This is a genomic window from Kaistia sp. SLG-1, assembly GCF_059699055.1.
In genome coordinates this window covers 3,406,365-3,428,380 of the sequence record NZ_AP048544.1, presented here as the reverse complement: position 1 = coordinate 3,428,380, position 22,016 = coordinate 3,406,365, and the positions used below count along the sequence as shown (strand labels likewise).

Sequence of the window (22,016 nt, the reverse complement as noted above, 5' to 3'; positions counted from 1 at the left end):
GCCTCCGAGAGACCACTTGATGCCCGGTAGGGGCATTGGGGCCCGGTTTCCGGGCCCGAACGGAGCGGCGAATGGCATCAGCGGCTGAACAACTGGCGGCCAATCTCAATTTTGGCGCCTTCGCCAAAGCCGAGGCTCTGAAGAAACGCATCTGGTTCACGCTGGGTGCGTTGCTCGTCTATCGGCTCGGCACTTATATCCCGCTTCCCGGCATCAATCCGGAAGCGCTGGCCAGCGCCTTCAACAATCAGCAGTCCGGTATTCTCGGCCTGTTCAACATGTTCTCCGGCGGTGCCGTCGGACGCATGGCGATTTTTGCGCTCGGCATCATGCCGTACATTTCGGCATCGATCATCATTCAGCTGATGACGTCGATCGTTCCTTCCCTCGAAGCCTTGAAGAAGGAAGGGGAGGCCGGTCGCAAGATCATCAACCAGTACACGCGCTACGGCACGGTGCTGCTCGCCGTCGTTCAGGCCTACGGCATTTCGGTCGGCCTCGAGGGCGGTACGAACATCGTCATCGATCCCGGCATGTTCTTCCGGATCTCGACCGTCATCACCCTGACGGGCGGCACGATGTTCCTGATGTGGCTCGGTGAGCAGATCACCTCGCGCGGCATCGGTAACGGCATCTCGCTGATCATCTTCGCCGGCATCGTCGCCAACCTTCCGCACGCCCTGATCGGCATGTTGGAACTGGGCCGCCAGGGCGCGCTCGCCACCTGGGTGATCCTGCTCGTTGCAGTCGTCGCCGTCGTCGCGATCGCCTTCATCGTGTACATGGAGCGTGCTCAGCGCCGCCTCATCATCCAGTATCCGAAGCGCCAGGTCGGCAACCGGATGTTCCAGGGTGAGTCGTCGCATCTGCCGCTCAAGCTGAACACGTCGGGCGTCATTCCGCCGATCTTCGCCTCGTCGCTGCTGCTGCTGCCGGCCACGATCGCCAACTTCACCGCGTCGAGCGGTGCGCCGAGCTGGCTGACCTCGACGGTCGCGCTGCTCGGCCATGGCACCGTGCTGTACATGCTGCTCTATGCGGCGATGATCATCTTCTTCGCCTTCTTCTACACGGCGATCGTGTTCAATCCGACGGACACGGCCGACAATCTGAAGAAGCATGGCGGCTTCATTCCGGGCATCCGCCCGGGCCAGCGGACGGCGGAATACATCGACTACGTGCTGACGCGCATTACGCTGCTCGGCGCCATCTACCTGGTCGTCGTCTGTCTTCTGCCTGAGTTCCTGATCTCGGCGACGCACGTCCCGTTCTATTTCGGCGGCACCTCGTTGCTCATCGTCGTCAACGTGACGATGGATACGGTCTCGCAGATCCAGGGCCACCTGTTGGCGCACCAATATGAGGGCTTGGTCAAGAAGTCCAAGCTGAGGGGGAAGAGACGATGAGACTGATTCTGCTCGGACCACCGGGAGCTGGTAAGGGCACGCAGTCCGCACGTCTGGTAAAGCGCTACGGCATTCCGCAGTTGTCGACAGGCGACATGCTGCGGGCCGCCGTGGCGGCGGAGACGCCGATCGGCCTTCAGGCCAAGGCGCTGATGGACGCGGGTAATCTTGTTCCCGACGAGGTCGTCGTCGGGATCGTTGCCGACCGCATCGAGGAGCCGGACGCCCGCAAGGGCTTCATCCTCGACGGCTTTCCCCGCACAATCGCCCAGGCGGACGCGCTGGAGAAGATGCTGGCCGGCAAGGGCGTCAAGCTCGACGCCGTGCTCGAGCTGAAGGTGGACCAGTCCAAGCTGACGGACCGGATCACCAAGCGTGCCGACGAGACCCGCGCTCGCGGCGAGCCGGTGCGCAAGGACGATGATCCCGAGGTCTTCAAGACCAGGCTCGAAGCCTATAATCGGGATACCGCGATCATCTCGCCTTACTATAAGGCTGGTGGTCGTCTGGTTGAGATCGACGGCATGCGTTCGATCGACGAAGTGTCCGCGGACATCAACGCGACGCTGGATAGGCTTGACGAACAGGTCACGAGTCGATAAGGCTCGCGACCTGCTGCAAACAGGCGTTGGCGTTCCCTGACATTTCAGGGGACGGCATTGCTTGTTTGCGCAAGAGAATGCCCGCACGAGCCGGCCTCCACCGGACGCGGGGAAGTTGAGGTGCCGCCGGAATGTTCCGGTGGCTAGAGATGGAGACGGCATTGGCCCGTATCGCAGGCGTAAACATCCCGACGAACAAGCGCGTCATCATCGCGCTTCAGTACATTCACGGGATCGGCGCGAAGAACGCGCTCGACATCATCACGAAGACGAACATCGCTCCGGAGCGTCGTGTCAACGAGCTCTCGGACGCCGAAGTTCTGGCGATCCGCGAAGCGATCGACCGCGACTACGTCGTGGAAGGTGATCTGCGTCGCGAAGTCGCAATGAACATCAAGCGGCTCATGGACCTCGGCTGCTACCGCGGCCTGCGTCATCGCCGCGGTCTGCCGGTTCGCGGCCAGCGCACGCATACCAATGCGCGCACCCGCAAGGGCCCGGCTAAGCCGATCGCCGGCAAGAAGAAGTAATTATGAATTCGGGGCGCTAGGCCCCCGGTGGAGCCGCCGGTTTTACGGCGGTGTCGAGATCGAACGTAAGGATAGAGAATGGCCAAGGACACAACGCGCGTACGTCGCCGCGAGCGGAAGAACATCTCCTCGGGCGTTGCGCATGTGAGCTCGACGTTCAACAACACGATGATCACCATCACCGACGCGCAGGGAAATGCGATTTCCTGGTCGTCGGCGGGCATGATGGGCTTCAAGGGTTCGCGTAAGTCGACCCCCTATGCCGCCCAGATGGCTGCTGAGGATGCAAGCCGCAAGGCTGCCGAGCATGGCATGAAGACGCTCGAAGTCGAAGTCTCGGGTCCGGGTTCGGGCCGTGAGTCGGCGCTTCGCGCCCTGCAGGCTGCTGGCTTCACCATCACCTCGATCCGTGATGTGACGCCGATCGCGCACAATGGCTGCCGGCCGCGCAAGCGCCGCCGCGTCTAAAGCCTCGGGCGGCGTCCCCGGTGGACGCCGCTTTCACTGCGTATCGGCATTCGGCGCTCCGCCTTTAGCCGGAGCGCCACGCCACCCGAACCGTCGGGCGGCGTTCGAGATCGAAAGGATACGGTCGTGATCCATAAGAATTGGCAAGAGCTGATCAAGCCGAACAAGCTCGAGGTGACGCCGGGTTCCGATCCCAAGCGTCTCGCCACTGTCGTGGCGGAGCCTCTTGAGCGCGGCTTCGGTCTGACGCTCGGCAACGCGCTGCGCCGCGTGCTTCTGTCTTCGCTCCAGGGCGCCGCGGTCACCGCCGTCCAGATCGACGGCGTTCTGCACGAGTTCTCGTCGATTGCCGGCGTCCGGGAAGATGTCACCGACATCATCCTGAACATCAAGGAAATCTCCATCAAGATGCAGGGCGAAGGCCCGAAGCGCATGGTGGTTCGCAAGACGGGTCCGGGCGTCGTCACCGCTGGTGACATCCAGACCGTCGGCGATATCGAGATCCTGAACCCCGAGCTGGTCCTGTGCACCCTCGACGAGGGCGCCGAGATCCGCATGGAGTTCACGGTGAATACCGGCAAGGGCTACGTCCCGGCCGACCGCAACCGCGCCGAAGACGCGCCGATCGGGCTCATCCCGGTCGACAGCATCTATTCGCCGGTCAAGAAGGTCTCGTACCGCGTCGAGAACACCCGCGAGGGCCAGGTTCTCGACTATGACAAGCTGACGCTTTCGGTCGAGACCGACGGCTCGCTCCGTCCCGACGACGCGGTGGCCTACGCTGCCCGTATCGTCCAGGACCAGCTGTCGATCTTCGTCAATTTCGAAGAGCCGCAGAAGGAGACCGTTTCGGAAGCGATTCCGGAGCTCGCCTTCAACCCGTCGCTTCTGAAGAAGGTGGACGAACTGGAACTTTCCGTCCGTTCGGCCAATTGCCTGAAGAACGACAATATCGTCTATATTGGCGACCTGATTCAGAAGACCGAGGCAGAGATGCTCCGGACCCCGAATTTCGGCCGCAAGTCGCTCAACGAGATCAAGGAAGTTCTCGCCCAGATGGGTCTCCATCTCGGCATGGAGGTCACCAACTGGCCGCCGGAGAACATCGAAGAGCTCGCCAAGCGCTACGAAGATCATTACTGAGACAGCACCCACGGCGTGAGCCGCCGGTAGAGAAACTGAGGAGAGAGCCATGCGCCACGGTAATTCCGGTCGCAAGTTCAGCCGTACCGCGAGCCACCGCAAGGCGATGTTCGCAAACATGGCTGTAGCGCTGATCACGCACGAGCAGATCGTCACCACCCTGCCGAAGGCGAAGGACCTGCGTCCGATCGTCGAGAAGCTGGTGACGCTCGGCAAGCGCGGCGACCTGCATGCACGTCGTCAGGCGATCGCGCAGCTGCGCGACGTCGCGGCTGCCAAGAAGCTGTTCGAAACGCTCGGCCCGCGTTACCAGGAGCGCCAGGGTGGCTACCTTCGCGTCCTGAAGGCCGGCTTCCGCTATGGCGACAACGCGCCGGTGGCCGTGATCGAGTTCGTCGATCGCGACGTCGACGCCAAGGGCGCTTCGGACCGTGCTCGCACGGCCGCTGCCGAGGCTGAGTCGGAAGGCGTGGCGGCGTAAGCCGTTCGCATCCGCGAGTTTTGAAAGGGCGGCCTCCGGGCCGCCCTTTTTCGTTTGGGGAAGCGCCACGGCGGTGGGAGAGGCGGGCTTGGGCGCGGAATTCGAAATCGGGCGTGGCTTGATGTTCGAGGCGGCAGACGGCTGATTTCAGACCCCTGAACCTCCCAGGCCCCATTCCCGGAACTCACCCATCATCCTGAGGCGCCCGGCGAAGCCGGGCCTCGAAGGAGGGTTCAGGGAACACGCCTCACATGGAATGCGGGGGCATCGCCGGACTGCGTCTGCGAATTGCAGTGACCGCTGGATCCTCCTTCGAGGCTTCGCTGACGCGAAGCACCTCAGGATGATGGCGGAGCGGACCGTCTCGAAGGTCGGACGCAGGACTGTTCGGCTCGATGCCCGGTCTGTCAGACCCTCACCCCAACCCTCTCCCGCGAGCGGGAGAGGGGGCGCATCTGCGCTTGTCGCGGACTGAGCGTTCCTATGAACAACGCCGGCCAAAGCCCTCGCCCGCTTGCGGGAGAGGGTTGGGTGAGGGGCTTGCTTGGTGCCTGGCGCCGCCGCCTAGCGCCGCACGGCCGACGCCGGGGACAAAACCCTACAGCTTCTCGACCGAGGTGAAGCGGAACAGGAAGCTCGGCTCCATCATCGATTGCGGCAGCGACAGCCGGCTCGAGCGGTAGCAATCCGGCTCGTCGGTGAAGAACGTGCCGGCGAAGCGGATGGCTTCGCCCGTCTGCAGCTTGCCGAAGGTCTGGGCCAGCGGCGTGCCGGCGGGCACCAGCGTGTTGTCGTCGATATCGGACATGGCGTTGTTCCATGTCTTGACCAGCGTGCCGTCCGGCAGCGCGACGGTCACGGTAAGCCGCCCGCCCGAATCCTTCTCCGCCGCCTGGATCTGTCCGACCCAGCCCTTGATCTCGGGCTTGGGCACGGCCTTGCAGATGGCGGCGGCGCGCTTCGGCTGGATCGCCTCGCGCTGGACGTCGTCGGCCGTGTCGAATTCGGCCTTGGTCGACTTGATCACTGCGGCGAAGGCCGTCTGGTCCTTCGGCTGCTGCGCGGCGATGGCCAGCGTGGCGATGCCGTCGTCAGCGGGCGCGGCGGCGGCCGGCGAGGGGACCGGCGTCGGCGGGGTGGCCGGCAGCGGCTCAGGCTCGCTGCCGGCCTCGGCGGTGGTCGTCACAGGAACCGGATCGGGCAGGGGCGACGGCTCGAGCTGCGATTCGTCCTTGGCCGAAGGCGACGGCAGCGGCTCTTCTTCGTGCGCCGGCTCGACGACCCGGGCGGCGGGGGCTGCCGGCAGGGCCGCCTCCGGCGTTGATTCGGGGCTGGCGGGAGCCGGCTCCGGCTCGTGGCCGGTGACGCTGCTCTCGATCGAGGCGAGGCTCGGGACGGTCAGCGGCAGTCTCGGATGCAGGATCACGCCGGCGATGCCGGCCGCGAGCAGGACGGTGCCGATCGCGATGCCGGCGAAGTTCGTCTTGCTCAAACCGTTGAGAAGCAAGGGAACCAGCCCGCCCAGCAGGGCCAGCAGACCGACGATGAACACTGTGATCCAGAGCATGCTGATCCCTACGCGCCTTCGGGCATTGGTCGGATGTCACGGCCGGCGTCCGGCGCGAACGGGGCGTCGACGGTGACATCCGGCAGCTTATCCCATCAAGTCTGGGCGAGCCTAAGGCAGGTTGTGCCGTCATAGGAAGCGGCGGCTGTGGATTCCTCCCGCGCCGCTCCGGTGCGACGGATCGGCAAGGTCACGGCACCGCCGCATTTGATGTACCATCTCTCGCGAAGGAATCTCGGCAGAAAGGTTGGCTCGATGCGGTTTGGAATGGCGATTGCGATCGGATTGGCGGGCGTATTCCTCGGCGGGGCGGCACAGGCTGCCGAGCGCGCGGTGCCACAATCCGAGGCGGCGCTGCGCTATTCCTTCTCGCCGATCGTCAAGCGCGTCTCGCCCGCCGTCGTCAACGTCTACGCCTCGCGCGTCGTGCAGCAGCGCGTCTCGCCCTTCATGGACGATCCGTTCTTCCGGCGCTTCTTCGGCGGCGACATGAACGACGCGCCGCGCAAGCGCGTGCAGCAGTCGCTCGGCTCTGGCGTCATCGTGGATGCGTCCGGCGTCGTCGTGACCAATTATCACGTCATCGCCAATGCCGACGAGGTGAAGGTCGCGCTGTCCGACAAGCGGGAATACGAGGCCGACGTACTGCTTAAGGACGAGCGCATGGACCTCGCCGTCCTTCGTCTGAAGGGGGCGGACGGCACGTTCCCGGTCGTGAACTATGCCGATTCGGATGCGCTCCAGGTCGGCGACCTGGTGCTGGCGATCGGCGATCCCTTCGGCGTCGGCCAGACGGTGACGAGCGGCATCGTCTCGGCGCTGGCGCGCACGCAGATCGGCGCCTCCGACTACCAGTTCTTCGTCCAGACCGACGCGGCCATCAATCCCGGCAATTCCGGCGGCGCGCTCGTCGACATGGACGGCAATCTCGTCGGCATCAACACGGCGATCTATTCGCGCTCGGGCGGCTCGATCGGCATCGGCTTCGCCATCCCGTCCAACATGGTCCGCGTCGTGGCGCAGTCGGCGCTGAAGGACGGCCGGCTGCGGCTCGCCTGGGTTGGCGCCGGCTTCCAGCAGGTGACGCCGGAGATCGCCGAGGGGCTCGGGATCGGCCGGCCGCGCGGCGCGCTCGTCACCGATGTCGAGGAAGGCAGCCCGGCCGAGAAGGCGGGCCTGAAGTCCGGCGATCTCGTCGACAGCGTCGACGGCATCGAGGTGGATGATCCGAACGGCTTCAACTACCGCGTTGCCACCAAGGGCGTCGGCGGTACGGTGAAGCTCGACTATATTCGCGGCGGCAAGCCGCACTCGACCGAGCTCGCCCTCGTGGCGGCGCCCGAGACGACGCCGCGCGACGAGCGGGCGATCACGGGCGAATCGCCCTTCGCGGGTGCCACGGTCGTCAATCTCTCGCCGGCGGTGATCGAGGAGCAGGCCTATCAGGGCAAGCGCCGGAACGGCGTGCTGATCCAGTCGGTCGAGAAGGACTCCGCCGCTTCCGGCGTCGGCTTCCGCCCCGGCGACGTCGTCGTCGAGGTCAATGGCGCCAAGGTCGAGACGACCAAGGGCCTCGCCGAGATCGCCTCGCAGGGCGCCTCGCGCTATCGTCTGGTCATCGAGCGCGGCGGTCGCCTGATCCGCTCTCAAGTTGGCCGATGAGTCGGGCGCTGAAACCAATCGGATCGTGCATATGAGTAATCTGTTCGAGGCGGCTGGAATGGAGAGGGCCGCGCCGCGGCCCTTGGCGGACCGGCTGCGCCCCGAACGGCTGGCCGAGGTCGTCGGGCAGGACCATCTGGTCGGTCCCGACGGCGCGTTGTCGCGCATGCTGAATTCCGGCTCGCTCGGCTCGATGGTCTTTTGGGGCCCGCCCGGCACCGGCAAGACGACGGTGGCGCGGCTGCTCGCCAACGAGACGGATCTGCATTTCGAGCAGATCTCGGCGATCTTCTCTGGCGTCGCCGACCTGAAGAAGGTGTTCGAGCAGGCGCGCGCGCGGCGGCAAATCGGCAAGGGCACGCTGCTCTTCGTCGACGAAATCCATCGGTTCAACCGCGCCCAGCAGGACAGCTTCCTGCCGGTGATGGAGGACGGCACCGTCACGCTCGTCGGTGCGACGACGGAAAATCCGTCTTTCGAGCTCAACGCCGCTCTGCTGTCGCGGGCGCGCGTGCTGGTGTTTCATTCCCACGGTCCGGAATCGATCGGCAAGCTGCTCGACCGCGCCGAGGCCGTCGAGGGCAAGCCCTTGCCGCTCGACGAGGAGGCGCGCGAGACGCTGATCCGCATGGCCGACGGCGACGGCCGCGCCTCGCTGACCCTCTCGGAAGAGGTCTGGCGGGCGGCGAAGCCCGGCGAGATCTTCGATTCCAAGGGCCTGCAGGAGATCGTCCAGCGCCGGGCGCCGATCTACGACAAGGGCCAGGACGGCCACTACAATCTGATCTCGGCCCTGCACAAGTCGATCCGCGGCTCCGATCCGGATGCGGCGCTCTACTATCTCGCCCGCATGTTCGACGCCGGCGAGGATCCGCTCTATCTCGGCCGCCGGCTGGTGCGGATGGCGGTCGAGGATATCGGCCTCGCCGATCCGCAGGCGCTCGTCGTCGCCAACGCGGCCAAGGACGCCTACGACTATCTCGGCAGCCCGGAAGGCGAGCTCGCCTTCGCGCAGGCCGCAGTCTATCTCGCCACGGCGCCGAAATCGAACGCCGTCTACACGGCCTTCAAGGCGGCGATGCAGACGGCGAAGCACGGCGGCTCGCTGCTGCCGCCGAAGCGCATCCTGAACGCGCCGACCAAGCTGATGAAGGACGAGGGCTACAACGCCGGCTATCGCTACGACCACGACGAGCCGGACGCCTTCTCGGGCCAGGACTATTTCCCCGACGCGCTCGGCCGCCAGAGCTTCTACCAGCCGGTCGAACGCGGCTTCGAGCGCGAGATCCGCAAGCGCATGGACTATTGGTCCAAGCTGCGGAAGGAGCGGGGGGAGTAGGCGCCCGCGTCCCGGGATCGGGGCCGGTTGCCGGCCCGTCCGGCATCGGGCAGCATGCGCTTCCGCAACGGAGCGTCCCGCCTTGATCCTCATCGGCCAGTATGATTCGCCCTTCGTCCGCCGCGTCGCGATCGCGCTGCGATTCTACGATCTGCCGTTCGAGCATTGGCCGTGGTCCACCTTCGGCGATGCCGAAAAGCTGGGCGCTTACAATCCGCTCAGGCGGGTGCCGACACTGGTGCTCGAGGATGGCGAGGTGCTGATCGAAAGCGCCGCGATCCTCGACTATCTCGACGAGCTGGCCGGACCCGACCGCGCCATGCTGGCGCCGTTCGGGCCGGAGCGGCGGCATGCGCTGAAGACGATCGCGCTCGCCATGGGGCTCGGCGACAAGGCGGTCAGCCTCCTCTACGAGAAGATCCTGCGCAAGGACCGCTCCGAACTCTGGGTCGAGCGCTGCCGGACGCAGATCGGCGCGACGCTCGACGCGCTGGAGCAGGACCGGGCGGCGCGTTCGACGCCGTGGTGGTACGGCGACCGCATCGGCCATGCCGACATCGCCGTCGCCTCCGTGCTGCGCTTCGTCCGCGAGGCGCATCCCGACGCATTCCAGGCGGAGACCTGGCCGCGCCTCGCGGCGCTGGCGGCGGAGTGCGAGGGGCTCGCCGTGTTTCAGGAGATCGCCCAGCCCCTGATCCCGCCGAAGGGCTGATCGCCTCAGGCGAGACGCTCGGCGGCGATGGCGAGGCAGGCCTCGAAGGCCGTGAGATCCGTGTAGAGCGCATCCGGCGCGGCATTCCCGACGATGACGGTGCCGCCGCGCCGCTCGATGCCGCCATGCAGCATCAGATTGTCGATCATGTCGAAATCCTCGACGGACAATCCGTCGGGACCGCGCTGATGGCCGTCATCGCCGCGCGCGACCGCGCCGTGATAATGCGCCACGACGCGGCGATAGTGGTTTTCGGCGACGTTGGTGTAGGCGAAGACGGCCTTGCCGAGCGCGCACATGAAGCCGAGTTCGAAGGTCGTGCCGGTATCGGCTGCGATGCCGCGAAACGGCGTCAAATTGGCGATGATGGCGTCCGCCTCCAGCATCATCCGCTCATCGACGGCGCTGATGGCATGGCCGAATCCCTTCTTGGTGTCGGCCGGAGGGATTTCGAGATCGCCGGGCGACAACGGGATAAGCCCGGCCGCGCGGGCGAGCTCCGCCTTGCGCGCCAGCATTTCGCGCGCATTCGGCAGGAACACTTCGGGACCGGCGAGATAGACCTTGCTTGGCACTGGATGGAACCCCCTCGATGAGGCGCCGAGCCTTCCACAGGACCCTGGCCGTGTCACTAGAGCGAGCCGGTATGCACTTCGCTTGAAAACGCTCTATCCCCGCCCGCGCCGGGCGGAAGGATCGACCCGGTGGCGGGAGTGGGCTATCCAAGGAGCACGCTGGCGGTTGCGCCGGCCCGAATTGCGCGAAGAGAATTTCGAGGAGCCGTCCGATGAAGACCCGTGCCGCCGTCGCCTGGGAAGCCAACAAGCCGCTCACGATCGAGACGATCGATCTGGAAGGTCCAAAGGCCGGCGAAGTGCTGGTCGAGATCATGGCGACGGGCGTCTGCCATACCGACGCCTACACGCTGTCCGGCCTCGATTCGGAGGGCAAGTTCCCGGCGATCCTCGGCCATGAAGGCGCGGGCATCGTCCGCGAGGTCGGCGCCGGCGTCACCTCGGTGCGTCCCGGCGACCACGTTATCCCGCTCTACACGCCCGAATGCCGCCAGTGCAAAACCTGCCTGTCGCAGCGCTCCAACCTCTGCACGGCGATCCGCTCGACGCAGGGGCAGGGCCTGATGCCGGACAAGACCTCGCGCTTCCGCTGCGACAGCGAGACCGTGTTCCACTACATGGGCACGTCGACCTTCTCGAACTTCACCGTGCTGCCCGAGATCGCCGTCGCCAAGGTTCGCGAGGACGCGCCCTTCGACAAGATCTGCTACATCGGCTGCGGCGTGACGACCGGCATCGGCGCCGTCATCCACACCGGCAAGGTCTGGCCGGGCGCGAATGTCGTGGTGTTCGGCCTCGGCGGCATCGGATTGAACGTGATCCAGGGCGCCCGCATGGTCGGCGCCGACAAGATCATCGGCGTCGATCTGAACCCGGCCAAGGTCGAGATGGCCAAGAAGTTCGGCATGACGCATTTCGTCAATCCGGACGAGGTCGGCCGCGACAAGGTCGTCGAGGCGATCGTCGACCTGACCGGCGGCGGCGCGGATTTCTCGTTCGAGTGCATCGGCAACGTCCACACCATGCGTCAGGCGCTGGAGTGCTGCCATCGCGGCTGGGGCGAGTCGATCATCATCGGCGTGGCGCCCTCGGGCACCGAGATCTCGACCCGTCCGTTCCAGCTCGTTACCGGCCGCGTCTGGAAGGGCTCGGCGTTTGGTGGCGCGCGGGGCCGCACCGACGTTCCGAAGATCGTCGACTGGTACATGGACGGCAAGATCAACATCGACGACCTGATCACCCACACCATGCCGCTCGCCGAGATCAACACCGCCTTCGATCTCATGCACGAAGGCAAGTCGATCCGCAGCGTCGTCACGTTCTGACCGAAGCATCGGGCAGGGGGCTTCGGCAGCCTGCCCGAACCATTCCTTCGCCGTTGCCCGGAGGAGCCGTGCCCCTTCGCCTGACATCCGTCTCGGCCGAACTCTATCGTTCGATCCGGCGCATCCAGGTGCCGGTCGAGCGGCTGACCGTGCTCGTCGGCAAGAACGGCGTCGGCAAGACCAATCTCTATCGCTCGCTCGAGCTCCTGGCGGCCGCCGCGCGCGGCACGATCACGCGCGAAATCGCGGAGGAGGGCGGCTTCGAATCCGTCCTCTGGGCGGGTCCCCGCGCCAAGGGGCCGGTGCGGCTGAAGCTGGGCGCCGAGTTCGGCGAGTATTTCTATTCGATCGAGATCGGCCTGCCGGCGCCGATCGACGAGGCGGCGCTGACCAAGACCGAACCGATGGTCAAGGCCGAGGAACTCGTCCATCGCAGCCACGGCAAGGCCGTGACGCTGATGAAGCGGCAGGGCCCGAGCGCCTGGCTGCGCGACGAAAGCGGACGGCGCCAGTCCTATGAGGAGGCGCTGGTCCCTTCCGAGACGGCGCTTTCCGGTTTTCGCGACCAGGGCCGCTTCACCGAGCTCGACCTCGTCCGCCGGGCGCTGCAGGACTGGCGCTTCTATCACGACTTCCGCACCGACAAGGCTTCGCCGATCCGCCAGCCGGCGTTGGCCATCACCACGCCGACGCTCGCCTCGGACGGCTACGATCTCGCGGCGGCGCTTGCGACGGTCTTCGAGATCCGGGGCGAGGCGCCGGATATCGAGGCTGCGATCGCCGATGCCTTTCCCGGCACCGCGCTCGTCACCGAATTCGGCAAGGGCACGGTCTCGATCGGCCTCCAGTTCCCGGACCTGCCGCGCCCGCTCGGCGCGCACGAGCTTTCAGATGGGACGCTGCATTTTCTCTGCCTGGTCGCGGCGCTCTCGGCCTATCGCCTGCCGGGGTTCATCGCGCTCAACGAGCCCGAGACCAGCTTGCATCCGGACCTGATCCCGCCGCTGGCGCGGCTGATCGCCCGCGCCGCCGAGCGGACGCAGGTCTGGGTCGTCACCCATTCGGAAGCCCTCGCCACGGCGCTCGGCGAGGAGGCCGGCGTCGCGCCGCGCGTCGTCGTCAAGCAGGATGGCGCCACATGGATCGAGGGGCTGAAGCTCTTCGGGGAATTCGCGGATCAGGAGTAGAGCATGCGCGTCGCCGTCTTCAGCACCAAGCCGTACGACCGGCAGTATCTTTCCGAGACCAATGCCGCCTTCGGGCATGAGCTGGTCTATTTCGAGCCGAAGCTCGATCTCACCACCGCGCCCTTGGCGGACGGGTTTCCGGCGGTCTGCGTCTTCGTCAACGACAAGCTCGATCGCGATCTCCTGGCGCATCTCGCCGCCGCCGGAACGCGCCTCGTGGCGCTCCGCTGCGCCGGCTTCAACAATGTCGACCTCGTCGCCGCCGGCGAGCTCGGCATCGACGTGGTGCGCGTGCCGGCCTATTCGCCGCACGCAGTTGCCGAGTTCACCGTTGCCCTGCTTCTGGCGCTCGATCGCCGCATTCCGCGCGCCTGGGCACGAGTGCGCGACAACAATTTCTCGCTCGACGGGCTGATCGGCAGCGACCTCTTCGGCAAGACGGTCGGCGTCGTCGGCACCGGGCGGATCGGCGGCCTCGTTGCGCGCTGCCTGAAGCTCGGCTTCGGCTGCCGCGTGCTCGCCTTCGACCAGTGGCACGATCCGGCGCTGGTCGAGATCGGCATCGAATATAGGCCGCTCGCCGAGGTGCTGGTCGAGGCCGACATCCTCACGCTCCATTGCCCGCTGACGCCCGAGACGCATCACCTCGTCAACGCGGCGACAATCGAGAAGGCGCGTCCCGGCTTCATGCTGGTCAACACCAGTCGCGGCGCGCTGATTGACGCCGAGGCGCTGGTCGAGGGGCTGAAGAGCGGCAAGGTTGGCGGCGTCGCGCTCGATGTCTACGAGCAGGAGGCGGATTTGTTCTTCGAGGATCTCTCGAACGAGATCATCCAGGACGACGTCTTCCAGCGCCTTTTGACCTTCCCCAATGTGCTGGTGACCGGCCACCAGGCCTTCCTGACCGCCGACGCCCTCAGGGCGATCAGCGAGACGACGCTGCACAATATTGCCGCAGCCGAGAAGGGGGAAGTTCTTGAAAACATTGTCGTTGCCGAAAGCGTAAGCGCCGCGCCGCGTGATAATCCGCAAGGCGGAAAATAAACCATGGAAGGCGGCGACCCGATGTCGTGTAGGATCGCCGCCCATGACTTACAAAAACGATGTTCATCTATCCGACCGCGCCTCGCACGCGCGGGGCTGGCCGAAGATTCTGGGCCGGTTTCGCGAGCCGAACGAGACGCGAAGCGTCATGGAGATCCTGATCACCGTGCTGCCGCTCGCAGCCCTCTGGGCGGCGATGTGGGCGCTGGTGCAGTACGGATACTGGTGGCTGGCGCTGGCGCTCGCCATTCCGGCCGGCGGGTTTCTCGTCCGCCTCTTCATGATCCAGCATGATTGCAGCCACGGCGCCTTCTTCCGCCGGCGTGACGTCAACGACTGGGTCGGCCGCGTCATCGGCGTGGCGACGCTGACGCCGCACGACTATTGGCGCCGAACCCACGCGATCCACCATGCCACCCATGGCAATCTGGAACTCCGCGGCATCGGCGACATCACGACGCTGACGGTCGAGGAGTATCGCGCGCGCGGTTTCTGGGGGCGCCTCGGCTATCGCGTCTACCGCAACCCGGTCGTTCTGTTCGTCATCGGGCCCGCCTATCTCTTCCTGCTGCAGCACCGCCTGCCGGTTGGCCTGATGCGCGACGGCTGGGGGCCCTGGCTGAGCACCATGGGCACCAATCTCGGCATCGCCCTCTTGGTCGGCGTCCTGATGTGGCTGGTCGGCGTCGGTCCCTTCCTGTTGATTCACGTGCCGATCGCCGTCATCGCCGCCTCGATCGGCGTCTGGCTGTTCTACGTCCAGCATCAGTTCGAGGAGACCTTCTGGGCCCGCCCGCCGGACTGGACGCATCAGGAAGCGGCGCTGCATGGCAGCTCCTATTACGATCTTCCCGGCGTCCTGCGCTGGATGACCGCCAATATCGGCGTGCACCACGTGCATCATCTCTGCAGCCGCATTCCCTATTACCGCCTGCCGGAAGTCCTCCGGCATCATCCGGAACTGACGCAGGTGGGCCGCATCACGATTGGTGAGAGCCTGCGCTCCGTTCCGCTGGTATTATGGGATGAAGGCCGCCAGCAACTCGTGTCGTTCAAGGCGATGCGGCGCTGGCAGGCGGCGACCTTGCCGCTCGCGGCCGAGACCGCCTGATCGGGCTGGTCTGGACGCAGACGGCTTCTGCCGGGCGCCGAGGATCTGGCGTGACCTCCTGAGGAGAATGTCCATGGCCAAAGGTCAGATGCGCAGCAACAAGGAGGCGAAGAAGCCCAAGAAGGTGAAGGAAGCGCCCGCGCCGGCCACCACCTTCACCACCCAGGTGAGCAAGGCGACGCTCGGCGCGCCTGGCAAGGGCAAGAAGGGCTAGCCGCGGCTCCCGTCGCTTCTGTCAGGTTCGGGCTGCTCTTTCCTTCGGGCCGCCCGCCGTTCCGCCATGCCGCCTCGGTCCCTGATTTTCCCGGCTGAGGCGGCCGGCTTGCCCGAAGCTCTCAATTGCATTCCGGCTGTTGCCGGCATAATTTCTCTCTCGGGAATGGAGTCTCCCGAGGTCCTTCGGATCTGAACCGCCGTGATCGGCTGATGACCCCTGCCAACGTGCCTTTTCGGGCGCACGGCAGGAGTCCGTCCAGCCTCTTGTCGCGGCCATGTTCTCGCTGGACCTCGGTTGCATGGGCGACAGGCCCAGAGGAGAATCCATGTTTCCATCCCTTCTCGTTTTTGTCGGTGCGGGCCTTGGCGGTTTGCTGCGCCATGGCATCAACCTCACATCCTCCCGCCTGTTCGGCACGTCCTTCCCGTGGGGGACGCTGATCATCAACGTGACAGGCTCGCTCGTCATGGGGCTCGTCGCCGGCTATTTCGCCTTTCGCGACGGGATGAACTGGTCGCAGCACGCGCGGCTGTTCCTCACGACCGGCGTGCTCGGCGGCTACACGACCTTCTCTACCTTTTCGCTCGACGTCGCGCTTCTCATTGAGCGCGGCGAGACCGGCAACGCCGCGATCTACGCGCTGACGTCGCTCATCGTGTCGGTTCTCGCGCTCTTTGCAGGGCTCTGGCTCGTCAGGACGCTCGCCTGATGATATGAGGCGCCTTCAAGAGAAGGACTTTTCCATGGCGAGCATCGTCAACATAACCGTAGGTGCCGACGAAGCCGGCATGCGCCTGGACCGCTGGTTCAAGGATCACTATCCGGGCCTGTCGTTCGGCCATCTGCAGAAGCTGCTGCGCTCGGGCCAGGTGCGGGTCGACGGCGGCCGCGCCAAGACCAACGACCGCGTCAATCCCGGCCAGGTGGTGCGCATTCCGCCGCTCGGCGTCGATTCCGCCGGCGGCAGCCCGCATGTCGCTCGTCCGCTCGGCGCGCGCGGCAGCGCCGCCGACGCGCTGATGGCGATGTGCCTGTACGAGGACGACCACGTCTACGTCTTCAACAAGCCGCAGGGCCTCGCCGTGCAGGGCGGCTCCGGCCTGACGACGCATGTCGACGGCATGCTGGAAGCGCTGCGCGACACCAAGGACCAGAAGCCCCGCCTCGTGCACCGCCTCGATCGCGAGACGACCGGCGTGCTGGTGGTCGCGAAGACGCGCCTCGCCGCCTCGAAGCTCTCGGCGAGCTTCCGCGCCCGTACGACCAAGAAGATCTACTGGGCGCTGGTGAAGGGCGTGCCGCGCCCGCCGCAGGGCCGCGTCTCGACCTGGCTCGCCCGTGACGGCGGTCCCTCGGGCGACAAGATGAAGATCGCCCGCCATGGCGAGGACGACGCCAGCCATGCCGTCTCGCTCTATTCGGTGGTCGACATCGCGGGGCAGGGGCTCGCCTGGCTGACCATGCGCCCTGTCACCGGCCGCACGCACCAGCTGCGCGCCCATGCCGCCCATATCGGCCATCCCATCATCGGCGACCCGAAATATTTCGAGGCCGACATCAACTGGGATTTCCCCGGCGGCATCCAGAACAAGCTGCATCTGCACGCGCGGCGGATCATCATCCCGCATCCCTCCGGCACCGGCACGCTCGACGTCACCGCGCCGCTGCCGCCGCATATGGTGCAGAGCTGGAACCTGCTCGGCTTCGACAAGGATCTCGGCGATACGGGCGACGACGATGAGTGAGACCGGCAAGGACGCGGACAAGGAACCCGCCGGCAGGCTCGCGGACCTTGGCGCCGACGCCGGCGACGAGGCGGCCGACGCGCCGCGCAAGATCCCCGAGAAGCTCGACGCGCCGGTCCTGCCGAAGCGTTTTTACGCGGCGGCGGATTATGCGCCGGCCGAGGAGGGCGGCTTCGTCATCCGCCTCGACGGCCGCGCCGTGCGCACGCCGGGCAAGGCGCGCCTCGTCGTTCCGGACGAGGCGATTGCGGCGGCGATCGTGGCCGAATGGGCGGCGCAGGGCGAGTTCATCAAGCCCTCCACCATGCCGCTGACGCGCCTCGTCAACTCCGCCGTCGACGGCGTCGCCAACACGCTGACCGAGACCCGCGCCGAGGTGCTGCGCTATGCCGGCTCGGACCTGCTCTGCTATCGCGCCGACAGCCCGGAACGGCTGGTGGCGCTGCAGGACGAGCGCTGGTCGCCGCTGATCGCCTGGATGCAGGAGCGCTTTCACGCCCGCTTCGTGCTGGCCGAGGGCATCGTCCATGTCGAGCAGTTTCCCGAGACGATCGAGGCGGTCGATGTCGCCATCGGCGATCTCGACGCGCTGCGCCTCGCCGCTCTCAACACGGTGACGACGCTGACCGGCTCGGCCATACTGGCGCTCGCCGTGCTGCATGGGCGTCTCTCGGCTGAAGAGGCCTGGTCGCTGGCCCATATCGACGAGGACTATCAGATCTCGCTCTGGGGCGAGGACGAGGAAGCGAGCGCGCGGCGGGAAGCCCGCTGGCGCGAGATGCAGGCCGCGGCGCAGGTATTGGCCGCTCGGGCATAGGAGACATCCTTGAAGCACGTGCTGGCTGAACTCGAGAAGCGGCGGGCCGAGGCCCGTCTCGGCGGTGGCGAGAAGCGGATCGCGGCCCAGCACGCCAAGGCGAAGCTGACGGCGCGCGAGCGCCTCGAGGTGCTGCTCGACGAAGGCTCGTTCGAGGAGTTCGACATGTATGTCGAGCACCGCGGCACGGATTTCGGCATGGAGAAGACGAAGATCCCCGGTGACGGCGTCGTCACCGGCTGGGGCACGATCAACGGCCGCACCGTCTTCGTCTTCGCCAAGGATTTCACCGTCTTCGGCGGCTCGCTCTCGGAAGCGCATGCCGGCAAGATCATGAAGATCCAGGACATGGCGCTGAAGAACCGGGCGCCGATCATCGGCCTGTTCGATGCCGGCGGCGCGCGCATCCAGGAAGGTGTCGCGGCGCTCGGCGGCTATGGCGAAGTGTTCCAGCGCAACGTGCTGGCTTCCGGCGTCATCCCGCAGATCTCCGTCATCATGGGCCCCTGCGCCGGTGGCGACGTCTATTCGCCCGCCATGACCGACTTCATCTTCATGGTGCGCGATTCCAGCTACATGTTCGTCACCGGCCCGGATGTCGTGAAGACGGTGACGAATGAGAGCGTCACGGCCGAGGAACTCGGCGGCGCCTCCATCCACACCACGCGCTCGTCGATCGCCGACGGCGCTTATGACAACGACGTCGAGACGCTGCTCGAGATGCGTCGGCTGGTCGACCTGCTGCCGCTGCACAATCGCGGCGAGATCCCGGAAATCGACAGCTATGACCCGGCCGACCGGATCGAGATGTCGCTCGACACGCTGGTCCCGGACAATCCGAACAAGTCGTACGACATCAAGGAACTGATCCTGAAGACGGTCGACGAGGGCGACTTCTTCGAGATCCAGGCGGCGTTTGCGAAAAACATCGTCGTCGGTTTCGGCCGCGTCGAGGGCCGGACCGTCGGCTTCGTCGCCAACCAGCCGATGGTACTTGCCGGCGTGCTCGACAGCGACGCCTCGCGCAAGGCGGCGCGCTTCGTCCGCTTCTGCGACGCCTTTTCCATTCCGATCGTCACCTTTGTCGACGTGCCGGGCTTCCTGCCGGGCACGGCGCAGGAATATGGCGGGCTGATCAAGCACGGCGCCAAGCTGCTCTTCGCCTATGGCGAGGCGACGGTGCCGAAGATCACCGTGATCACGCGAAAGGCCTATGGCGGCGCCTATGACGTCATGGCGTCGAAGCATCTGCGCGGCGACCTGAACTATGCCTGGCCCTCGGCGCAGATCGCCGTGATGGGCGCCAAGGGCGCCGTCGAGATCATCTTCCGCGCCCAGAACGGCGACGCGGAAGGGCTGGCGGCGCGGACCAAGGAATATGAGGACCGGTTCCTGTCCCCCTTCGTCGCCGCCGAGCGCGGCTATGTCGACGAGGTGATCATGCCGCACTCGACCCGCCGCCGCATCGCGAGGGGCCTCCGCCTCCTGCGCAACAAGGCGCTGGAGAACCCCTGGAAGAAGCACGACAACATTCCGCTGTAGGGGACGCCGGCCTCGTCGCGATCAGAGCAGCAGCAGGCAGGGAATGCCTCTTTCGCGGGCGATGGCGGCGAGCTTTCGGTCGGCGGTCAGCAAGGACGTCCGGGACTGGCTGGCGAGCGCAAGATAGACGCAGTCATAGACCGGATGGTTCGCAGAGACGGCAAGGCGCAGCGCGTCTTCAAGGCTGTCTTCGTCACGGGTGATCGTGATCAGTCGACGGACGTCAGACAGTCCTGCGAGGGCATCGTCCAGCGTCAGAACTTGCTTTCGCACCTGCTGCCACAAGGCGTTCGCGATCTCGGTCAGAAGGATCGCCGGCGCGATCGGAGCATCGTCCAGCCGGATCCGCTCACGCGCTTCCTTTGACCAAGGCAAGTCGACGATGAGCGCGACGGCAACATTGGCGTCAATAACGGCCATGATTGCTGTCGCGATCCTGGCGGATCAGCGCCACGGGATCGGGCACCGGCTTGCCTTCTGTCCGAGAGCGAATGGCGTCCAGCCTAGCCAGTGCTTCGGCCTTGCGGTCGGAAGAGACATAGGTCTGGATCAGATCGCGCAGCGCCTGCTCAGGGGTCTTGCCTTCCGACTCGGCGCGAGCCTTGAAACGCTCGACCGTCGCGTCATCGATGTCGCTTGCCAGCACCTTGGTCATGGAGTGTCTCCTAACATCCAGATGCTAGCACAACGACGTGAATTGCGGGGCTGCCCCCTAAAACAGCCTTTCGTCCGTTTTCCGGATGTCCGACGCATCCAGCGCGTCCAGCAGCGTCGCGACGGTCTTGCCGCCGATCGTCAGCTCCGGCGCGATTTCGGCCAGCGGCACCAGCACGAAGGCGCGTTCGGCCATGCGCGGGTGCGGGACGATCAGGCCGTCCTCGTCGATGGCTTCGTCGCCATAGAGCAGGAGGTCGATGTCGAGCGTGCGCGGTCCCCAGCGGACGGCGCGCTCGCGGCCATGGTCGCGCTCGATGGCGAGGCCGAGTTCCAGCAGGGCGCGCGGCGACAGGCTGGTCTCGACGCCGATGCAGGCGTTGAGATAGGGGCCCTGCGGCACCGGCCCCCAGGGCGGCGTCTCGTAGAGCGAGGAGATGCGCGTCACGCGCACGCTGGGCGCGGTATCGAGCGCGGCGATGGCGTCGCGGAGCAGTTCGGCGCGGTCGCCGAGATTGCTGCCCAGTCCGAGAAAGGCCTCAGTCACGCGTCCGCTCCCGCTCGATCTCGACGGCGATGACGCCGGTCGAGAGAGGCACGGGAGCCTCCGGCTTGGTGATGCGGATCGTCAGTTTTTCGATCGGCGGATAGGTCGCGAAGATCTCGGTCGCCATGGCTTCGGCCAGCGCCTCGATCAGCTTGAAGCGGCGCGTCTTGCCGATCTTTTCAATGAGCTGGGCCAGTTCGCCATAGTGGACGGTCTTCGTCAGGTCGTCGTTGCGGGCGCCCTCCGCGAGGTCGAGCTCGCAGGTCAAGTCGACGCGGAAGCGCTGGCCGAGCACGGCCTCCTCCGGAAACACGCCGTGATAGCCATAGAAGCGGAGGTCGTTGATGAAGATGCGGTCGGTCATGGGAGTTCGCGGCTCGAGAGAATGGCGTCGGTGACGGAAAGCGCGTCGCGATGGGCGGCGACGTCGTGCACGCGGAAGGTCGATACGCCCTTCGCGGCGGCGAGCACATTGGTGGCGAGCGTGCCGGCGAGGCGCTCCTTGGGCTCGCGCCCGGTGATCTCGCCGATGAAGCGCTTGCGCGAGACGCCGAGGAGTACGGGAAAGCCCAGCGCGACGATCTCGTCGATGCGATCGAGGATCAAAAGGTTCTCCGCCATGCCCTTGCCGAAGCCGATCCCGGGATCGAGGACGATGCGGTGATCGGGAATGCCGGCGGCGCGGGCGAGGGCGATCGAGCGGTCGAAGAAGCGCTTCATCGCGTCGAGGATGGTCGCCGGCGAATAGGTCTCGCGCTCCCAGTGGCTGGCGATGACGGCGGCGCCATGCGCCCCCGCCACGCGGGCGATCTCCGGCTCGCGCTGCAGGCCCCAGACGTCGTTGACGATCTTTGCGCCGGCGGCGAGCGCCGCTTCCGCGACCGAGGCCTTGTAGGTATCGACCGAGATCAGCGCGGGAAAACGCGCGGCGATGGCGCGGATCGGCGGGATGACGCGGGCGAGCTCCGTCTCGGCGTCGACTTCCGCCGCGCCGGGGCGGGTCGATTCGCCGCCGATGTCGAGGATGTCGGCGCCCTCGGCGACCAGAAGCTCGGCATGCGCGATCGCCGCTTCCCCCTCCGCATGGTCGCCGCCGTCGGAAAAACTGTCCGGCGTGACGTTGAGGATACCCATGATCAGGCTGCGGCCGCTCGTCCGGCGGTCGAGGTGATCGATGTCGAGGGGAGCGGCTGGCGCCATCACGAGCTCGCGGCAAGGGGGACGGGTTTTAGGCGGCCATTGGAGCCGCGACGCTGTTACAGCACCCAAACACGTTGGCCTGTCAACGGATTGTCCGACGCGGTTCGACGCAGGCAGGGGATGGGACGTCAGTTCGTGTCGC

General features: G+C 66.1%; 25 protein-coding genes and 1 riboswitch. Of the genes, 18 read left to right on the top strand and 7 right to left on the bottom strand.

The window, feature by feature from the left end:
* The first annotated feature begins 71 nt into the window (after nucleotides 1-71).
* From secY to rplQ, 6 genes are all read left to right on the top strand, one after another.
* Complete coding sequence (secY, locus tag AC6HZP_RS15620; RefSeq protein ID WP_201400051.1) at nucleotides 72-1,406, top strand: preprotein translocase subunit SecY; 1,335 nt, start codon at nucleotides 72-74, stop codon at nucleotides 1,404-1,406.
* A complete protein-coding gene (locus tag AC6HZP_RS15615; RefSeq protein ID WP_497523612.1) occupies nucleotides 1,403-2,008 on the top strand; it encodes an adenylate kinase in 606 nt (201 codons plus the stop codon). Before secY ends, AC6HZP_RS15615 begins: the two co-directional genes overlap by 4 nt.
* Before the next feature lie 161 nt (nucleotides 2,009-2,169).
* On the top strand, nucleotides 2,170-2,538 hold the full coding sequence (gene rpsM / locus AC6HZP_RS15610; RefSeq protein WP_201400049.1) for a 30S ribosomal protein S13: 369 nt from the start codon (nucleotides 2,170-2,172) through the stop codon (nucleotides 2,536-2,538).
* A gap of 78 nt (nucleotides 2,539-2,616) precedes the next feature.
* A complete protein-coding gene (gene rpsK / locus AC6HZP_RS15605) occupies nucleotides 2,617-3,006 on the top strand; it encodes a 30S ribosomal protein S11 (protein WP_018184927.1) in 390 nt (129 codons plus the stop codon).
* 126 nt (nucleotides 3,007-3,132) lie between these two features.
* Nucleotides 3,133-4,149 (top strand): DNA-directed RNA polymerase subunit alpha, encoded by a 1,017-nt coding sequence (locus AC6HZP_RS15600; RefSeq protein ID WP_497523611.1) that lies wholly within the window; start codon nucleotides 3,133-3,135, stop codon nucleotides 4,147-4,149.
* 49 nt (nucleotides 4,150-4,198) lie between these two features.
* Complete coding sequence (rplQ, locus tag AC6HZP_RS15595) at nucleotides 4,199-4,630, top strand: 50S ribosomal protein L17 (RefSeq protein ID WP_201400047.1); 432 nt, start codon at nucleotides 4,199-4,201, stop codon at nucleotides 4,628-4,630.
* 598 nt (nucleotides 4,631-5,228) lie between these two features.
* On the opposite strand, the gene AC6HZP_RS15590 is transcribed toward rplQ, so the two are convergent.
* Nucleotides 5,229-6,197, bottom strand: a complete 969-nt coding sequence (locus tag AC6HZP_RS15590) for a hypothetical protein (protein ID WP_497523610.1) — start codon at nucleotides 6,195-6,197, stop codon at nucleotides 5,229-5,231.
* Between the two features lie 267 nt (nucleotides 6,198-6,464).
* Here AC6HZP_RS15590 and AC6HZP_RS15585 point away from each other — a divergent pair, with 267 nt between their 5' ends.
* The 3 genes from AC6HZP_RS15585 (at nucleotide 6,465) to AC6HZP_RS15575 (ending at nucleotide 9,910) form a co-directional block, all read left to right on the top strand.
* Nucleotides 6,465-7,859, top strand: a complete 1,395-nt coding sequence (locus AC6HZP_RS15585) for a DegQ family serine endoprotease (protein ID WP_497523609.1) — start codon at nucleotides 6,465-6,467, stop codon at nucleotides 7,857-7,859.
* A 31-nt stretch (nucleotides 7,860-7,890) separates the two neighbouring features.
* Entirely contained in the window at nucleotides 7,891-9,198 is a 1,308-nt protein-coding gene (locus tag AC6HZP_RS15580) for a replication-associated recombination protein A (RefSeq protein WP_497523608.1), read from the top strand.
* 82 nt (nucleotides 9,199-9,280) lie between these two features.
* Entirely contained in the window at nucleotides 9,281-9,910 is a 630-nt protein-coding gene (locus tag AC6HZP_RS15575) for a glutathione S-transferase family protein (protein ID WP_201400043.1), read from the top strand.
* Between the two features lie 5 nt (nucleotides 9,911-9,915).
* Here AC6HZP_RS15575 and AC6HZP_RS15570 read toward each other — a convergent pair whose 3' ends face one another.
* Complete coding sequence (locus AC6HZP_RS15570; RefSeq protein WP_497523607.1) at nucleotides 9,916-10,485, bottom strand: nucleoside 2-deoxyribosyltransferase; 570 nt, start codon at nucleotides 10,483-10,485, stop codon at nucleotides 9,916-9,918.
* A 212-nt stretch (nucleotides 10,486-10,697) separates the two neighbouring features.
* On the opposite strand from AC6HZP_RS15570, the gene AC6HZP_RS15565 reads away from it, so the two are divergent.
* The 9 genes from AC6HZP_RS15565 (at nucleotide 10,698) to AC6HZP_RS15525 (ending at nucleotide 19,473) form a co-directional block, all read left to right on the top strand.
* Nucleotides 10,698-11,810, top strand: a complete 1,113-nt coding sequence (locus tag AC6HZP_RS15565) for an S-(hydroxymethyl)glutathione dehydrogenase/class III alcohol dehydrogenase (protein WP_497523606.1) — start codon at nucleotides 10,698-10,700, stop codon at nucleotides 11,808-11,810.
* A gap of 68 nt (nucleotides 11,811-11,878) precedes the next feature.
* Nucleotides 11,879-12,997: an AAA family ATPase gene (locus AC6HZP_RS15560; RefSeq protein ID WP_497523605.1), complete on the top strand. Its 1,119-nt coding sequence runs from the start codon at nucleotides 11,879-11,881 to the stop codon at nucleotides 12,995-12,997.
* A 3-nt stretch (nucleotides 12,998-13,000) separates the two neighbouring features.
* A complete protein-coding gene (locus AC6HZP_RS15555) occupies nucleotides 13,001-14,041 on the top strand; it encodes a 2-hydroxyacid dehydrogenase (RefSeq protein WP_497523604.1) in 1,041 nt (346 codons plus the stop codon).
* A 43-nt stretch (nucleotides 14,042-14,084) separates the two neighbouring features.
* On the top strand, nucleotides 14,085-15,152 hold the full coding sequence (locus AC6HZP_RS15550) for a fatty acid desaturase (RefSeq protein WP_497523603.1): 1,068 nt from the start codon (nucleotides 14,085-14,087) through the stop codon (nucleotides 15,150-15,152).
* 73 nt (nucleotides 15,153-15,225) lie between these two features.
* Complete coding sequence (locus AC6HZP_RS15545) at nucleotides 15,226-15,366, top strand: hypothetical protein (RefSeq protein WP_201400037.1); 141 nt, start codon at nucleotides 15,226-15,228, stop codon at nucleotides 15,364-15,366.
* Nucleotides 15,367-15,518: 152 nt separating this feature from the next.
* Nucleotides 15,519-15,595: riboswitch (Fluoride riboswitch) on the top strand.
* A 99-nt stretch (nucleotides 15,596-15,694) separates the two neighbouring features.
* Nucleotides 15,695-16,078, top strand: coding sequence for a fluoride efflux transporter CrcB (crcB, locus tag AC6HZP_RS15540; protein ID WP_497523602.1), 384 nt, complete (start codon nucleotides 15,695-15,697; stop codon nucleotides 16,076-16,078).
* Between the two features lie 34 nt (nucleotides 16,079-16,112).
* On the top strand, nucleotides 16,113-17,114 hold the full coding sequence (locus AC6HZP_RS15535) for an RluA family pseudouridine synthase (protein ID WP_201400035.1): 1,002 nt from the start codon (nucleotides 16,113-16,115) through the stop codon (nucleotides 17,112-17,114).
* Entirely contained in the window at nucleotides 17,107-17,931 is an 825-nt protein-coding gene (locus tag AC6HZP_RS15530; RefSeq protein ID WP_497523601.1) for an ATP12 family chaperone protein, read from the top strand. The genes AC6HZP_RS15535 and AC6HZP_RS15530 overlap by 8 nt, the downstream gene beginning before the upstream one ends.
* Before the next feature lie 9 nt (nucleotides 17,932-17,940).
* Entirely contained in the window at nucleotides 17,941-19,473 is a 1,533-nt protein-coding gene (locus AC6HZP_RS15525; protein ID WP_497523600.1) for an acyl-CoA carboxylase subunit beta, read from the top strand.
* A gap of 21 nt (nucleotides 19,474-19,494) precedes the next feature.
* Here AC6HZP_RS15525 and AC6HZP_RS15520 read toward each other — a convergent pair whose 3' ends face one another.
* The 5 genes from AC6HZP_RS15520 to folP are packed head-to-tail and all read right to left on the bottom strand — an operon-like array spanning nucleotide 19,495 to nucleotide 21,874.
* Entirely contained in the window at nucleotides 19,495-19,893 is a 399-nt protein-coding gene (locus AC6HZP_RS15520) for a type II toxin-antitoxin system VapC family toxin (protein WP_497523599.1), read from the bottom strand.
* The gene (locus AC6HZP_RS15515) at nucleotides 19,880-20,128 is read right to left on the bottom strand and encodes a hypothetical protein (protein ID WP_497523598.1); all 249 of its coding nucleotides are present in this window, start codon (nucleotides 20,126-20,128) and stop codon (nucleotides 19,880-19,882) included. The genes AC6HZP_RS15520 and AC6HZP_RS15515 overlap by 14 nt, the downstream gene beginning before the upstream one ends.
* Nucleotides 20,129-20,185: 57 nt before the next feature.
* Nucleotides 20,186-20,674 (bottom strand): 2-amino-4-hydroxy-6-hydroxymethyldihydropteridine diphosphokinase, encoded by a 489-nt coding sequence (gene folK, locus AC6HZP_RS15510; RefSeq protein WP_497523597.1) that lies wholly within the window; start codon nucleotides 20,672-20,674, stop codon nucleotides 20,186-20,188.
* The gene (gene folB / locus AC6HZP_RS15505) at nucleotides 20,667-21,038 is read right to left on the bottom strand and encodes a dihydroneopterin aldolase (protein ID WP_497523596.1); all 372 of its coding nucleotides are present in this window, start codon (nucleotides 21,036-21,038) and stop codon (nucleotides 20,667-20,669) included. The genes folK and folB overlap by 8 nt, the downstream gene beginning before the upstream one ends.
* The gene (gene folP, locus AC6HZP_RS15500; RefSeq protein ID WP_497523595.1) at nucleotides 21,035-21,874 is read right to left on the bottom strand and encodes a dihydropteroate synthase; all 840 of its coding nucleotides are present in this window, start codon (nucleotides 21,872-21,874) and stop codon (nucleotides 21,035-21,037) included. Before folP ends, folB begins: the two co-directional genes overlap by 4 nt.
* Nucleotides 21,875-22,016: the final 142 nt, after the last annotated feature.

Excerpts from the sequence above, each read along its gene's own strand:
- secY (WP_201400051.1), top strand. The coding sequence starts at position 72 with ATGGCATCAGCGGCTGAACAACTGGCGGCCAATCTCAATTTTGGCGCC.
- AC6HZP_RS15615 (WP_497523612.1), top strand. The coding sequence starts at position 1,403 with ATGAGACTGATTCTGCTCGGACCACCGGGAGCTGGTAAGGGCACGCAG.
- rpsK (WP_018184927.1), top strand. The coding sequence starts at position 2,617 with ATGGCCAAGGACACAACGCGCGTACGTCGCCGCGAGCGGAAGAACATC.
- rplQ (WP_201400047.1), top strand. The coding sequence starts at position 4,199 with ATGCGCCACGGTAATTCCGGTCGCAAGTTCAGCCGTACCGCGAGCCAC.
- AC6HZP_RS15590 (WP_497523610.1), bottom strand. The coding sequence starts at position 6,197 with ATGCTCTGGATCACAGTGTTCATCGTCGGTCTGCTGGCCCTGCTGGGC.
- AC6HZP_RS15585 (WP_497523609.1), top strand. The coding sequence starts at position 6,465 with ATGGCGATTGCGATCGGATTGGCGGGCGTATTCCTCGGCGGGGCGGCA.
- AC6HZP_RS15580 (WP_497523608.1), top strand. The coding sequence starts at position 7,891 with ATGAGTAATCTGTTCGAGGCGGCTGGAATGGAGAGGGCCGCGCCGCGG.
- AC6HZP_RS15565 (WP_497523606.1), top strand. The coding sequence starts at position 10,698 with ATGAAGACCCGTGCCGCCGTCGCCTGGGAAGCCAACAAGCCGCTCACG.
- AC6HZP_RS15555 (WP_497523604.1), top strand. The coding sequence starts at position 13,001 with ATGCGCGTCGCCGTCTTCAGCACCAAGCCGTACGACCGGCAGTATCTT.
- AC6HZP_RS15550 (WP_497523603.1), top strand. The coding sequence starts at position 14,085 with ATGACTTACAAAAACGATGTTCATCTATCCGACCGCGCCTCGCACGCG.
- AC6HZP_RS15545 (WP_201400037.1), top strand. The coding sequence starts at position 15,226 with ATGGCCAAAGGTCAGATGCGCAGCAACAAGGAGGCGAAGAAGCCCAAG.
- crcB (WP_497523602.1), top strand. The coding sequence starts at position 15,695 with ATGTTTCCATCCCTTCTCGTTTTTGTCGGTGCGGGCCTTGGCGGTTTG.
- AC6HZP_RS15535 (WP_201400035.1), top strand. The coding sequence starts at position 16,113 with ATGGCGAGCATCGTCAACATAACCGTAGGTGCCGACGAAGCCGGCATG.
- AC6HZP_RS15530 (WP_497523601.1), top strand. The coding sequence starts at position 17,107 with ATGAGTGAGACCGGCAAGGACGCGGACAAGGAACCCGCCGGCAGGCTC.
- AC6HZP_RS15520 (WP_497523599.1), bottom strand. The coding sequence starts at position 19,893 with ATGGCCGTTATTGACGCCAATGTTGCCGTCGCGCTCATCGTCGACTTG.
- AC6HZP_RS15515 (WP_497523598.1), bottom strand. The coding sequence starts at position 20,128 with ATGACCAAGGTGCTGGCAAGCGACATCGATGACGCGACGGTCGAGCGT.
- folB (WP_497523596.1), bottom strand. The coding sequence starts at position 21,038 with ATGACCGACCGCATCTTCATCAACGACCTCCGCTTCTATGGCTATCAC.
- folP (WP_497523595.1), bottom strand. The coding sequence starts at position 21,874 with ATGGCGCCAGCCGCTCCCCTCGACATCGATCACCTCGACCGCCGGACG.